Raw genomic sequence first — 14,506 nt, 5'->3', positions numbered from 1 at the left:
CTAATTAATTCCAACCGACTTAACAAATCTCATAAACGCTTCATGCCCAGACGGTGTATTCTTATAAACTCCTGCATCTTCCAGAACTCTCGCAAACACTTGTCCTACTTCGTGTTGAACTACGCTATTAACCTCTTCTTTATTAATGCGAGGATATTTTTCTTTCAATTGGTCGGCCCATTCTAAATGATAATCCGCAATTGCGTTATCCTCTCCTAAAAGATATTTCTCAACTTCTTCTAACTCTGTTTTCAAACGAGGTGGTAAAATCGCAAGTCCCATCACTTCGATTAACCCAATATTTTCCTTTTTAATATGTTGTACATCTTGATGAGGATGGAAAACACCATCTGGGTATTGTTCAGTAGTATGATTATCTCTTAGAACAATATCTAATTCATATCTTCCGTCCACTTTACGAGCAATAGGAGTCACCGTATGGTGTGGGACATCTGCAGTCATTGCAATGATGTCTACTTCTAAATCTGAATATTCTCTCCACTTATTTAGAATTTTAGTAGCTAAATCTAACAAGCGATTTTTATTTTCACTTTGTAACCTAATTACTGACATTGGCCATTTTACAATACCAGCATTAACATCCTCAAAGTCTTTAAAACGAAATTCACTCTCAAATTTTGCTTTTTCCATTGGGAAAATATATTTCCCTCCCTGGTAGTGGTTATGACTAAGAATGGAGCCTCCTGAGATAGGAAGATCAGAATTTGAACCAGCAAAATATCCTGGCAAAATATCAACAATCTCCAATAATTGTTCAAATGTTTTAGAGGTAATAGCCATTGGTACATGTTGACTATTCAAGAATATCGCATGCTCATTAAAATATGAGTAGGGAGAATACTGGAATCCCCATACTTCGTCACCAAGTTTCAACCGAATAATTCTATGATTCGAACGTGCTGGATAATTTATTCGCCCCTGATATCCTTCATTTTCCATGCATAGTAAACATTTGGGATAATTAGTTGCTTTTACTAATTTTTCAGCAGCAATTGTTTTTGGATCTTTTTCGGGTTTTGACAAATTTATCGTAATCTCTAGCTCTCCGTATTTAGTTGATGCTCGAAACTCAATATTCTTAGCAATAGCAGAAGTTTTAATATAATCACTATCTTTACTTAATTTATAAAACTCTTCAACTGCTTCTTGAGGTGATATATCATATGAACTCCAAAAAATATCATTTAATCGACTAGGTAAAGGAACTATGAAATTCATTAACTCTGCTCCTAAACATTCCTTTTCCTCGATTAAATCTTTAATTTTACCGTTTTTTAAGGCGATTTCCACTAAGTAATCTTTTATTAGTTTCAGGTCATTTTCATCGGAAATGCGATCCGTTCCCTCCTCACCTATTAACGCTAGTACTCTATTTTTCACATATATTTTGTCAATTTCATTATACATTCCGTATTCAATTACTCTATCAACAAAATTATCAATAATTGTTTTCATATATTTTTCTTTCTAATTTATGTTCCCATATTTTCTATACATTATCCATTTATAAATTGATTGCGTAGTATGAGCAATTTTATCAAGGTGATGAATAATATCTAAAGCACCAATTACTTCAGAAACGTTCCCATCATCTTCAAATATGTAATTCATTATTTTCTTTTCAATATTTATACTAAGCTCTTCTATCTCATTCTGTTTTTGTATAACAACCATATCTAAACATCCAGATTGTTCCTCTCTATAACAAGATATAGCCCTATTCATATGCAGTCCGATAACTTCATGAAGTATTTTTATTTCTGAAATAATTTTCTTCAAATTTTCATTATTTTGAATAATCTGTAGATTTTTTAAAATTTCAACAATTCTATCCCCAATACGTTCAATGTCAGTTGATATTTTTATTACACTAATAATTCTTCTTAAGTCATATGAAACAGGATGTTGTAAACAAATTAACTCAAATCCTTTTTTATCAATATTTAGAACTGACTCATTTATGATTAAATCTTCTTTAATCAATTCTACTCGTTCTTCATTTGATAAATATTCAAATGACTTCTCATATTTATCAAGCACAGATACCCAAATGGTCTCTAAATTATTTGATAATTCTATAATTTCATTTTCTAAATATAACCTTAACATTTAGGTACCTCTTCTTAACAAAGTTTATATAGTAACAATTAATATTTTAAACAATATATCAAACATCAATAACTAGAATACTTGCATCATCCTTCTTTCCATAGATTGGATCAATAGCAGAAGAATTAAATCTCATCTTAATTAACTCTTCAAAAGTTTTATTTTGATTATTTTGATAGAATTCATAAAAGCCATCGCTCATTAAAACAATTTGTTCACTAGTAACATCTATTTGATTAATAATAGCATGGTCTAAAAACCTCTCATCCAACGAACCTATCCAGTACCCACTCGGTTGATTAGATAATTTTCTGATTTTTTGTAAAATTATTTTTTTATTTAAAACACTATTTGTACCAATTGAATCTTTTATCTCATTTTTCCCTTTTTCAAATAAGTTATCTACTCTATGATCAGTTATTTCCATTTCGTTTACTAACATGACGCAGTCTCCTAGCATCATATACTCCAACTTTTTTTCTGAAAGTTTAGCAAATATAAAAGCAAATGTTGGTAAGCGATAATACTCTGTTAATTCATATGAGTTTAAACCGATTTCATCTTTAACCTCGAGTAAAGCAGTTTCAAATATTTGTTTAAGAGTTTTTGATTCTTTACAATTAACCGACAAACTTTCTGATAAAATATGTACAACTTCTGAGACTGAATAACCTATCTCCTCTTTAGAATTATATAAATCTGTAGCTCCATCAATAATCCAAAAATACTGATTTTGTGAACCTACAGTATCCTCATTTTCTACGGAACTTCCTTGTATCGAACAAATTTTATTTATCTTTACCATAATACTTCAACCCTTTAAGTGTCAAAAGTAAACCAATCCCTGTCACTGTTAAGAATAGTTCCATAATCTTGTTCGAACCAGTCTTTGGTAATTTTTGTTTTACATCTACTATTTCTTTAGATTTATTAATATGATTTTCAGTTTCTCTGCCATCTCCAACTATTTTATGGTTCACTTCTTCTATCTTATTATCTTGTTTATTGTCAATCTTGTCATTAATTTGTCTATTATCTTTACTTGAGTTAAACTCTCCTTTCTTCTGGTTACTATCAATTACATTATTTGAATTAGATTGTTTTTCATGCACATATGAACTTGTTTTAAATTTTTCCTCTTTGTTTTTTTCTTTTTCGTTTTTATCACTTAAGTTATTTGTTACAATTTTGTAAAGCCCATTCTCCGTTACAATATTGAAATTACCATCGCTATCACGTATAACTGGTTCTTTCCCATTTGCATTAGATTTGATGAATGATATATACTTACCGGATAAATTATAAAATTGGTTATTTAAAACGGTTATTTTACCCTTTGAATCCTCAATAACAATTCCTTCTTTACCACCGAATATACTATTCTCTGAGACTACTAAATTATCACTAACTCGTAATAATTCAATATTTGGTTGTTCTGTTTCCTTAGAATTATTATTAATTACATTTTTTGTTACAGTAATATCTGATACTTTTCCTAAATATTCTGCACTATCTTTTGCTACTCTAATAGCCTTTGTTTTAGGATCAGAAATATAAAATGTATTTTCAGTAATAACGACTTTCTTATTTAAGTCAAGTTCATCTTTTACATTTTTATAACTAAAAGCATTTATTAAGGCTGCACCATTTTCTCTATAATGTACACTTTCTCCTTTTACTTTCTTATCAAATCTATTTCCTTTAATTAAAATATCAGTAAATCCTGTAAAACGTACACCAGAATACATCATGTTATCAAAATGATTATTTAAAATTTTAATATTAGAGGGGTTCTGTGTCGACAATGTTTGATAGTGTGTACCAATTGCTGTTACTAATTCTCCAGATTTATCACTTTTACCAAAATATGAATTTTGAATAGTAACATTTTCAGATTTTTTCCCATCATCATTCAAAGCATAAGGAAAACCTTTTCTAGTCAATGGTTCAATCTGAATACTCTCCTTACTTATAATTTGCCCATCTTTCATAGTTTTAGGTAAAGCTTGACCAAGAAAACGAGAATTATCGACTAATACATTTTTCGAACCTGCAATTTGAATAGCATGCCCTTGATAACTATCCTTGAATGTTACATTTTTTATAGTTACGTTATTTGAATTCCCAATAGCAAATGCACCTGAAGAATTTATAAGTGGTAGATTTTTTGCTTTAGTTCCTTCTTCATTCAAAGCACCGTTCATATCAATAGTACCACCAGAATAACTAATATCTTCTGTTGGGCCCCATTCTACTTGCGCACCATCATCCGTAAATAAACCTGTCATAAAAACAATGGAAGGGTGATTCTTAATATTTATACCATTTAGAATGGTAGCTTTCTCATTCAATTCTAAGTGTGTATGACTCTTTAAAAAAACAATTTCTTTTACTAAATAAGTTCCTTCAGGAAAATATACATTTCCTCCACCTAGTCCTTTAGCTGCAGCATCTATTGTATCTTGAATTGCTTGACGATCATCATTAACCCCGTCACCTATTGCTCCATAATCTTTTACATTCAAAGCTACGTCTTCGTTCAGATTAGTACTTAAAATAGTATTCACTTCCATCCCAGAGATGTTACCCATCATAGTATCATTTGTTATATCAGGTTTATTTTGATTAATACTCACTCCTCCATTATTATCAGTACTTAAACTTGAATTGTTATCAAGACTGAGAGTATCAGAATGGGGTTCCGCAGATAATGATGTAGATGTGCTACTCAACAAAGAGTTCATTTGCATATTATCTTTAGACGAAGAAGTTTCACCAACTACTTCATTAGCTAAAACACTTTGTGTTCCAATAAATAAAACCGCTAAGAGAACTGAGCAAACTCCCACCTTAGACTTACGAATAGAGAAAACCTCATTTTGTTGAAAAGATTTCATATTAGCCTCCAATTAAAAATATTATGTCCTAATTTAATATTCATATAAATTCCATACCAGAAAATGACACCGCTGTCATTTTCTTTATAATATATTTTTAAATCAAAATTGTCAAGGAATAACACAATAAAATATCAAAATTGTGAAAGCGTGACCATTTATATATCTAACCATACTTCTAATAATTCTTTAACCTTCCATTCAAAAGTGATTACTATCTTTCTTAGCTTGAACATAAAAATATCCTATTCACTGTATTTAAAGCATGTTGACATCTCGTAAAATACTAATTTATAAATACAAGAACAAATATCTTGTCATGCAAGCATTCGCCAGGTATATTTACATGAATATCGTTCATATAGCGGATTGAAATCAAAACAATACAATATATTTCTTAAATAGATTTTCTATAAAAGCTAGATTCAAGCTCTATAAAAATAGACGCAGTTCTTCTAAAATACTGGAATAGGACATATAAATCATTGTAGACACGTGTTTTATAGATTATTTCAAAAGAATGACTAGAACATGAAAAATAGTCTCAAAACTTTGAACAATATTCTGAAAACAAAAAAGAAAGACGCGAGTTTCCACAACCTCATCGTGGAAACTCGCGTCTTTCAAAAAATAGGGTGAATTGAAAACTAGAACAAGACACTACATTTTCTAAATGATGCCTAATAAAAATTCTAAATGCTACACCAAATTGCTCACATCTCATTTCAAACCATACAGTATATTGAAACTATAAGAGTACACCTTTGCTTCTAAAATATTGCTAGAAATTAATTTGACTATCCTGATTGATTTGTCCTGTTTTTATTTCATTTTACTATAGGACTTTCAATTTAAAACAACAGTTTTACAATCAATTAGACTTTTTAGAAACAGAATCACTATTACTTGACTGTAGTTTGTCATTTTTTTGATGAAGCTAGTACTTTTTCAGAAACTGTTTTGAAAGTCTCAATGATATAGTCCACTTCTTCATCGCTTAGTTTAGTATGAAGAGGAAGCGTAATTTCATTTTCAAAGAAGGCATAGGCCTTAGGATAGTTGGCCATATCAAAGCCAAGATTCTTATAGGCTGTCAAGAGCGGAAGTGGCTTGTAATGTACGTTACTTGCAATTCCTGCTTTAGCCAATTCTTGGATGATGAGGTTGCGTTCTTCTAGGCTTGCTCCTTCTACACGGGTGATGTAGAGGTGGCGTGAAGATTCGACAGTTTCAGTCTTGTGTGCCAAAGGATGGATGCGAGAACCTGCAAAACCACTATCATAGCGGTCCACAATGTCCTTACGACGTTGCAACAAACTTGGATAGCGGTCCAATTGTACCAAACCAAGAGAAGCCATGATATCGGTCATATTGCACTTGTAAGCTGGTGTAACGATATCGTATTCCCATGAACCCAGCTGCATCTTAGCAAGGGCATCCTTGGTCTGACCATGAAGCGAAAGAATCTGGAATTCCTTGTACATCTCTTCGTCGTCAATCGCTGGATTGGCTTTCCAAGTCGCACTTCCACCTTCGGCCGTTGTAAAGTTCTTAACGGCGTGGAATGAGAAGGAAGTAAAGTCAGCGATAGAACCAGTCGGTTGACCCTTGTAAGTTGATCCCAAAGCATGGGCACTATCAGAAACAATCACAATACGGTTAAAGGCTTTTTGCCACTTGCTTGACGCAGTAAAGAGGTCACGTTTCTTCTCCACAACTTGGAACAAACGGTCATAGTCACAAACAATCCCTGCAAGCTCTACTGGAATGATTACCTTGGTATTTTCAGTGATAGCTTGCTCTAGCAGGTCATAGTCCATCTCAAACGTATCTGCTTGGATATCCACCATGACAGGGGTTGCTCCCACATGAGTGATGACACTACATGAAGCTGTATAGGTCATGGCTGGAACGATGACTTCATCACCAGGTCCTACTTCCAAGACGCGCAAAATCAACTCAAGAGCGGCAGTTGCAGAATTGAGGCAGACAGTCTTAGGTGTCTGTGTATATTGAGACAAGCGACGTTCCAGTTCTTTTGTCTTAGGACCCGTTGTAATCCAACCAGAACGCAGAGTGTCTGCTACTTCAGCAATTTCTGCTTCTGTAATATCGGGTGGTGAAAATGGAATATTGTAATTTGGCATTGATTTGCTCCTTTTATCTGTACTCATTTTCTCATGACTACTTTATTTTAGCACTTCAAACACGGTTTGAAACATGATTTTGATGTCTCCAAGGAAACTAAACTCTCGGAGATAAGCGAGGTTATAGCGCATCTTTTCAGGAAGAACGTGCTCTACATAGGCTTGGTCAACTGACAGACCTTTTTCGGTCATTTGACTGATGATAGTATCCTCATCCTTGTAGTTGATGCTGGCTGGAGAGGTAATACCTGCTGGCAAGAGCAAGGTCGCCATCATTTCAGGGCTATACTGTTCTGTGTAGCGTGGTACTTCAGGTCGTGTACCGACAAAGGACATCTCACCTTTAAGAACATTGACCAACTGAGGCAGTTCGTCCAAACGCACACGGCGGATGAAATTGCCAACCTTGGTAATACGGCTATCGTTAGCAGAAGTCACCAGACTCCCTTTTTTATCCGCATCCGTCACCATGGTACGGAACTTCCAGATTTTAAAGCGACGGTTGTACTGGGTCACTCGCTCTTGTTTGTAAATGACCGGCCCCTTGCTATCCAACTTGATCCAAATGCTCAAGATGAGAAAGATGGGAGAGGTCAGAACCAGTAAGACCAAGGCTAGAACCCAGTCCAAGCAACGCTTGAAAATCAGCGAACCCTTCCTTTTAGAGACAAGCTGGTAGTAAGACTCAACCTCGCTTGATTGCATTTCCACGGGCAAGTCTTCCCATTTCAGCATGCTGTTTCTCCTTTGTTTTTATTATACTATTTGTCAACATTTTTCATTATACCACAAAATAGAAAAGGCGGTGAAAGAAATCTGTAATTTGAAGGATTTCCTTCTTATGCTCAATGAAAATCAAAGAGTATTAGGACATGGCCCCGGCCTGCAAACTATACATCTTGTGATAGGTTCCTCCCAGAGCCAAGAGTTCCTCATGGGTTCCGCTCTCGATGATGCGCCCCTTGTCCAAAACATAGATGCAGTTGGCGTCTTGGATGGTCGAAAGTCGGTGAGCGATGGCAATGGTTGTCCGTCCCTGTCTCATCTTAGCTAGTGAAGTTTGAACCAAACTTTCTGTTTCAGAGTCAATATTGGCTGTCGCTTCATCCAAAATCAGAATTTTAGGCTGACTGGCGACTGTTCTAGCAAAAGCAAGAAGCTGACGCTGACCAGTAGAGAAGCTCGAACCACGCTCAGAAACAGGTGCATCATATCCCTGAGGAAGTTCTTGAATAAAGGAATCTGCATCCACGAAGGCTGCCGCAGCCTGGACCTGCTCATCACTGATTTCTTGGTACATGGCGATATTGGACTTAATGGTCCCATGATAGAGGAAGGGATCCTGCAAGACCAGCCCGATGTTTTTTCTCAACTCTTCCTGACTGTAGTTCCTAATATCCACATCATCCAAGAGAACTCGCCCTGACTGAAATTCATAAAAGCGCATGAGGACATTGATAATCGAAGATTTCCCAGAACCTGTATGCCCTACAAAAGCTATGGTTTCACCCTTATTAACCGAAAAGGAAATATCATCCAGAATCGGATGTTTACCGTCATATGAGAAACACACATGTTCAAACCGGATATTGCCTTCTTTGATCTCGGCCTGGCCATTTTCTTGAAGGGGTTCATAGGTCCTCTCGTCGATCAGGGCAAAGACACGACCTGCAGAAACCATGGACGTTTGAAGGGTTGAGAAGTTTTGCGTTACTTCAATCAAGGGATCAAAAAGGCGGTTGATGTACTGGATAAAGGCATACATAGTCCCGGCCGTTATTCCCAGATAAAGTCCTCGATAGCCAAAGTAAGCCATCAAGACCGCATAACCTAAGAGTTTCAGCAAACTCATGGCAGGACGCAAAAAGAGGGCATCCAAGGCTACAGAACGGTTGGCAAAGACCAAGTGTTCTTGGTTGATCTCATCAAATTCCACCTGCAGACGCTTCTCTTGATTAAAGGCCTGGATAATTCTGATTCCCTCGATGTTTTCAGCCAGCTTACTATTGATATCAGACAAGAGACTTCTGGTTTTCTCGATAATCTTGACAGATTTTTTTCGATAGAGATTGACCAAAAGGAAAATCAAGGGGAGAAAGAGCAGGACTAAAGCTGTCAAACGAAAATCCAACACCAACATGGTATAAAGAGTTGTCAGAAAGATGAAAACTGCTGAGATAAAGCTGGACAAAATCCCCGAAAACATATCACTGATAGTCTCGGTGTCATTGGTCAAACGAGAGACAATCGAGCCTGCTGGCGTCTTGTCAAAATAAGACATGCCCAGCTTTTCCATATTGGCAAAGGCATCGCGACGAATATCCCTAACAATACTATAGGACACACGCGCAAAGAGAAGATTGCCGACATACTGGACCAGAGTTTGTAGGATATAAAGGCCATAGTAGGCCAGCAAAACCGTCACAGCGAGTTGGTTAAGATTGCTGAGATACTGGTCAATAAAGTGGGAAGCCACAAGGGGAATGACGCTTTTAATGACCGTAGTCGCTAGGAGAAAACTGAGTGCCAAAAAGGTCAGGAGGCCGTAAGGCTTGAGATAAGACATCAAGCGCTTCAATACAGTCCATTGTTCTTGTTTATTCTGCATCTTCTTCTCCTTTCATTTCCAGCTGCTGAGACTGGTAGGTTTGGGCATACCAGCCATCCATAGCTAGCAGGTCTTCGTGTGTGCCCTGTTCAATAATTTGACCATTTTGCAGAACCAAGATTAGATCTGCATGGACAACTGCACTCAGGCGATGACCCGTAATAATGGTTGTCTTGTCCTTTCGCGTCTCCTTGAGGTTGTCGATAATCGCATACTCTGTCTTGGCATCCACGGCCGACAAAGAATCATCCAAAATCAAGATATCAGGGTCTAAAATCATAGCCCGACTCATGGCCAAACGTTGCTTTTGACCACCAGAAAGACTGACTCCTTTTTCACCAATCAACGTATCAAATCCCTGAGGCATGACTACAATATCTTGGTAAACTTGAGCTAGCTTAGTCACTTCCTCGACCGCTGAAAGTGGTAAATCAGGATTCCCAAAGCGGATATTGTCTAAGATTGAAGTCGCAAAGAGGAACTGGTCCTGAGGAACATAGCCCATAAGACTGCGAAGGTCTGTCAGACGATAGTCACGAATATCGTGACCGTTTAGGTAAATAGCACCCTTATCCACATCGTATTCACGCAAGAGGAGCTTGATCAAGGACGTTTTACCAGAACCTGTCTGCCCGACCAAGCCTAGGGTTTGCCCTTTTTCCAGACTAAAGTGAATATCCGTCAGTGTCTCCTCATTTTCAAAGGCAAAGCTGTCAATGGCGTATTCCAAACGTCCATTTTCAATACTATCCAGAGGAAATTCAGGGTCTTTTACAGGTGATTCCTGAGACAAAAGATCCTCAATCCGTTGGTAAGAAACCTTCCCTCGCTGAGTGATATTAAAGAGGAAACCAATGGCCATAAGAGGCCAGACCAACATATCCAAATAACTGATAAAAGTGACCAGATTTCCAACGGTGATTTGCCCTTTCTGAACCATCAAGGAACCGACCAAGAGCGTTAAAACATAGGAAGAACCAACAAATAAGAGAACCATAGGATCAAAGAGACTATCGTATTTCATGGTTTGGAGATTCTTTTGGAAGGTCAATTCATTGACTGCCTGGAAAGACTTGAGCTCGTCCGCCTGATACCCGAAAGACTTGGTCACTTTAATACCTGATACAGACTCCTGCACCTTGTTATTGAGTTCAGAAAAGGCAGCCTGTGATTCGCCAAAAGCCTTGTGGGTCTTTCTCCCTAGACGACTGGTCGCATAAGCCATGAAAGGTAAGGGTAAAATGGCAACTAGGGTCATTTGCCACGAAATGCTAAAGAGCATGGTCAGCAAGGTCACCAAAGCCGTGATAGAAGCATCAACAGCAGACATAACACCGCCTCCTGCCAGACGAGTCAAGGCATTGATATCGTTGGTTGCGTGTGCCATCAGGTCCCCCGTCCGATAGGTCTGATAAAAGGCTGGCGACATTTTTGTGAAATGTTCAAACAAGCGAGAGCGCATAATCTGCCCCAGACGGTAGGAAGTCCCAAGGATATACATACGCCAAACATAGCGCAGATAGTACATCCCAAAGGCTGCAAGAAGCAAGTAAAATAGGTCAATAAGGAGGTCCTGCTGGGTTAATTGCTCCGAAGTGATGGCATCAATGACTCGCCCCATGACCATGGGAGGGATGAGATTGAGGACGGAAACTAAGACCAAGGCCACAATTCCGACTAGATAACGGCGCTTTTCTAACTTGAAAAACCACCAAAGTTTTTGAATAATGGACATAAAATCCCTTTCTGATTGCAAATGGAAACCTGAGGCCAAGACCCCAGGTTTTTCTTATTCATAGGTTACGACTGTAACAGCACCCTTGTCATACTCAGCGATAAAGATATTGGCAACATTTTCATGTCCTTGTTTGCTGAGGTTATCAAGCAGCCACTCTTCGCTACGACCAATCGATTCCAAAACATCTACTTGGATCACACCGTCAGTCACAACTGGATACTTAGGATTTTCATCTCCCATTTGGACCACGATGAGTTGGCCATTTTGCTCCTGCACAGCGCGTTTGACCTGCTTCATCTGGAAAATCCCTTGACTACGAAGTTTGAGAGCTACATCTGCCGCAGACAAACCAACTGAACGACAGGCTTCTGGATCAATCTGCCCATTTTTGATGAGGAGAGTCGGTTTTCCATCAATCAAGTGTTTGACAAAACGAACATTGTTATTAAGCCATTTGAGGGTCAAAACCAAAATCGTCCACATCATCAAAATCACTGCGTATTGCAGAATGCTGATTGAACTATTGTAAATCACCCCACCGAGAATACCACCGAGAACATAGTTCTGAATTTGGTCTGTCGCAGAGTTAGGCGCCAGATTTCCCTTTCCTGTCACATTGATAACAAAAACAAGCGAGAAAAGACCCAAGGCCAGTTTGATTAAAATTTCCATATAGTTGAGTGTCATTTGTTTACCTCCACCAATTCAATAGCGTCTGTTTGATGCAATTCTAATTTTTCTAAAAGATACTTGTCTGGTTGGCTCCCGTTCAAAGCGCGATAGAAATTTGAACCTACCTTGATTAGCGCTCCATCAGTGGCTGCAGAAGTATTGACATAAACTTCTGATTTATCCACTCCCAAGTCTTTGGAAACAACCTCTATGAAATGAAGTGAAGTTTGAAATTGGTTGTTAGAGGCTTGATTGGTCTGGTATTTTGAGATTGTCACCAAAAGCATGGCCACCAAGGTCAAGGCCAAAATCATGACCAATTCCCGAAACTTAGTCCCCTTTTTATCACGATAAGCCTTAAAAGCAAAAAAACCTGTGATAGCTAGGAGAACAATCCCAAAACCAATCATGATGCCATTTTGCTGACTGATTTGGCTTAGCACATAGTCATATGAGTAAAATTTCATTTATTTCCACTCCCTTTCATAAAATCATTCTTCATTATAAACGAAAAAGGGTGATTTTTCAAACCATACGTTGGGGAAATAGACCTTTTTTTGGTATAATAAAATCTATAATCTGAATGAAAAAGGTAACTTTATGAAACTTATCTCATGGAATATTGATTCCCTTAACGCAGCCCTAACTAGTGACTCAGCTCGTGCCAAATTGTCCCAAGAAGTCCTACAAACCTTGGTTGCTGAAAATGCTGATATCATCGCTATCCAAGAAACCAAGCTTTCTGCCAAGGGTCCTACAAAGAAACACTTGGAGATTTTAGAAGAAGTCTTCCCAGGCTACGTAAACACGTGGCGCTCTTCTCAAGAGCCTGCCCGCAAAGGCTATGCTGGAACCATGTTCCTTTATAAGAAAGAACTTACACCCACTGTCACTTTTCCAGAAATCGGTGCCCCTTCTACCATGGACTTGGAAGGTCGTATCATCACTCTAGAATTTGATAAATTTTTCGTGACCCAAGTTTACACTCCAAATGCTGGTGATGGTCTCAAACGCTTGGAAGAACGTCAAGTCTGGGATGTCAAATATGCTGAGTACTTGGCTCAACTAGACAAAGAAAAACCAGTCCTTGCAACCGGTGACTACAACGTGGCCCACAATGAGATTGACCTTGCAAATCCTGCTAGCAACCGCCGTTCACCAGGATTTACCGACGAGGAACGTGCTGGATTTACCAACCTTTTGGCAACTGGATTTACCGACACCTTCCGCCATATTCATGGCGATGTTCCAGAACGCTACACTTGGTGGGCACAGCGCAGCAAGACTTCTAAAATCAACAATACAGGCTGGAGAATCGACTACTGGCTGACAAGCAACCGCGTGGCTGACAAGGTGACCAAGTCTGATATGATTGACTCAGGAGCTCGCCAAGACCATACACCCATTGTCATGGAGATTGAACTCTAAGGAGAAAACGAATGGACTATCAAGCTGTCATTCCTGAATTTGTAGTATCTGACATCGAAAAATCACGCCACTTCTACTGCGACCTGCTAGGATTCTCTGTTGAATACGAGCGTCCAGAGGAGAAATTTCTCTTCCTCTCGCTTGAAGATTGCCAGCTAATGCTAGAAGAAGGCAGCACAGAAGAATTAGCCCAACTAACCTATCCTTTCGGGCGCGGTGTTAATATTTCCTTTGGCATTGAAGATGTCCCTCAGCTCCACCAAAAACTGCTGGAAGCTGACTATCCTATCCATCGTCCCCTGACAAAAAGAGAATTTCGAGTTGGCGAACAATATATCTACCCTCATGAATTTGCAGTTCTAGACCCAGATGGCTATTTTTTAAGATTTAGCGAGTAGAACAATAAAGATTGGGAAAAAGTCTTTAAAGTTAGAAAGAGGCATATTGTCAGGTATTGAAAAATCTTGATAATATGTCTTTTATGATGAAAAAATCTTCTAATACTCTTCGAAAATCAAATTCAAACCACGTCAGCGTCGCCTTACCGTACTCAAGTACAGCCTGCGGCTAGCTTCCTAGTTTGCTCTTTGATTTTCATTGAGTATAAATGTTAGCCAATAAGTTAATTTTTACCCATTTTTATTATATTTGTTCGTTTTTCAAACCAAAACACTAACAAAACAGTTGATTTCTAAAGTTATTTAGTGTAAAATAAAAACATTGGCTCAAGCCTATTTAAAATTAAATATCGTTTTACTTGTTTATGTCGTGAATTGGCACGACGTTTCTACAAGGTGCCGGAACACCTAACAATAAGTAAGTTAGCTTGAGGGGATGGGCTTTTTTGCCATGCCTATTTTGGGGACTTACTTAGAGATTAAGTAGG

The 14,506-nt window shown here is 37.9% G+C and carries 12 protein-coding genes and 1 riboswitch; of the genes, 2 read left to right on the top strand and 10 right to left on the bottom strand.

The genetic code is table 11. The annotated features are described in order from the left end of the window. The 10 genes from galT to O3636_RS01580 form a co-directional block, all read right to left on the bottom strand. Entirely contained in the window at positions 1–1,476 is a 1,476-nt protein-coding gene (galT, locus tag O3636_RS01625) for a UDP-glucose--hexose-1-phosphate uridylyltransferase (protein WP_371641445.1), read from the bottom strand. A 12-nt stretch (positions 1,477–1,488) separates the two neighbouring features. Then, positions 1,489–2,130, bottom strand: coding sequence for a phosphate uptake regulator PhoU (locus O3636_RS01620; protein ID WP_371641444.1), 642 nt, complete (start codon positions 2,128–2,130; stop codon positions 1,489–1,491). 58 nt (positions 2,131–2,188) lie between these two features. Beyond that, positions 2,189–2,935: a protein phosphatase 2C domain-containing protein gene (locus tag O3636_RS01615; protein WP_078148259.1), complete on the bottom strand. Its 747-nt coding sequence runs from the start codon at positions 2,933–2,935 to the stop codon at positions 2,189–2,191. After that, positions 2,919–5,027 (bottom strand): glycosyl hydrolase family 28-related protein, encoded by a 2,109-nt coding sequence (locus O3636_RS01610; protein WP_371641443.1) that lies wholly within the window; start codon positions 5,025–5,027, stop codon positions 2,919–2,921. Before O3636_RS01610 ends, O3636_RS01615 begins: the two co-directional genes overlap by 17 nt. 920 nt (positions 5,028–5,947) lie before the next feature. Then, positions 5,948–7,174, bottom strand: coding sequence for a DegT/DnrJ/EryC1/StrS family aminotransferase (locus tag O3636_RS01605; protein WP_371641442.1), 1,227 nt, complete (start codon positions 7,172–7,174; stop codon positions 5,948–5,950). A gap of 42 nt (positions 7,175–7,216) precedes the next feature. Then, positions 7,217–7,909, bottom strand: coding sequence for a sugar transferase (locus O3636_RS01600; protein WP_371641441.1), 693 nt, complete (start codon positions 7,907–7,909; stop codon positions 7,217–7,219). A 130-nt stretch (positions 7,910–8,039) separates the two neighbouring features. Beyond that, positions 8,040–9,782, bottom strand: a complete 1,743-nt coding sequence (locus O3636_RS01595) for an ABC transporter ATP-binding protein/permease (RefSeq protein WP_261013246.1) — start codon at positions 9,780–9,782, stop codon at positions 8,040–8,042. Further along, a complete protein-coding gene (locus O3636_RS01590) occupies positions 9,772–11,517 on the bottom strand; it encodes an ABC transporter ATP-binding protein (RefSeq protein WP_371641440.1) in 1,746 nt (581 codons plus the stop codon). The genes O3636_RS01595 and O3636_RS01590 overlap by 11 nt, the downstream gene beginning before the upstream one ends. 54 nt (positions 11,518–11,571) lie before the next feature. Beyond that, entirely contained in the window at positions 11,572–12,207 is a 636-nt protein-coding gene (locus O3636_RS01585; RefSeq protein ID WP_371641439.1) for a DUF421 domain-containing protein, read from the bottom strand. Then, a complete protein-coding gene (locus O3636_RS01580; RefSeq protein ID WP_314413903.1) occupies positions 12,204–12,659 on the bottom strand; it encodes a DUF3290 family protein in 456 nt (151 codons plus the stop codon). The genes O3636_RS01585 and O3636_RS01580 overlap by 4 nt, the downstream gene beginning before the upstream one ends. Positions 12,660–12,792: 133 nt before the next feature. Between O3636_RS01580 and O3636_RS01575 the strand changes: the two genes are divergently transcribed. Next, positions 12,793–13,620, top strand: a complete 828-nt coding sequence (locus O3636_RS01575; protein ID WP_371641438.1) for an exodeoxyribonuclease III — start codon at positions 12,793–12,795, stop codon at positions 13,618–13,620. 11 nt (positions 13,621–13,631) lie between these two features. Then, positions 13,632–14,018: a bleomycin resistance protein gene (locus tag O3636_RS01570; RefSeq protein WP_371641437.1), complete on the top strand. Its 387-nt coding sequence runs from the start codon at positions 13,632–13,634 to the stop codon at positions 14,016–14,018. 339 nt (positions 14,019–14,357) lie between these two features. Further along, a riboswitch (purine riboswitch) is annotated at positions 14,358–14,453 on the top strand. Positions 14,454–14,506: the final 53 nt, after the last annotated feature.

The sequence above is a fragment of the Streptococcus sp. 27098_8_76 genome (assembly GCF_041432315.1).
GTDB lineage: Bacteria > Bacillota > Bacilli > Lactobacillales > Streptococcaceae > Streptococcus.
This window is presented reverse-complemented; position numbering and strand designations above follow the sequence as displayed.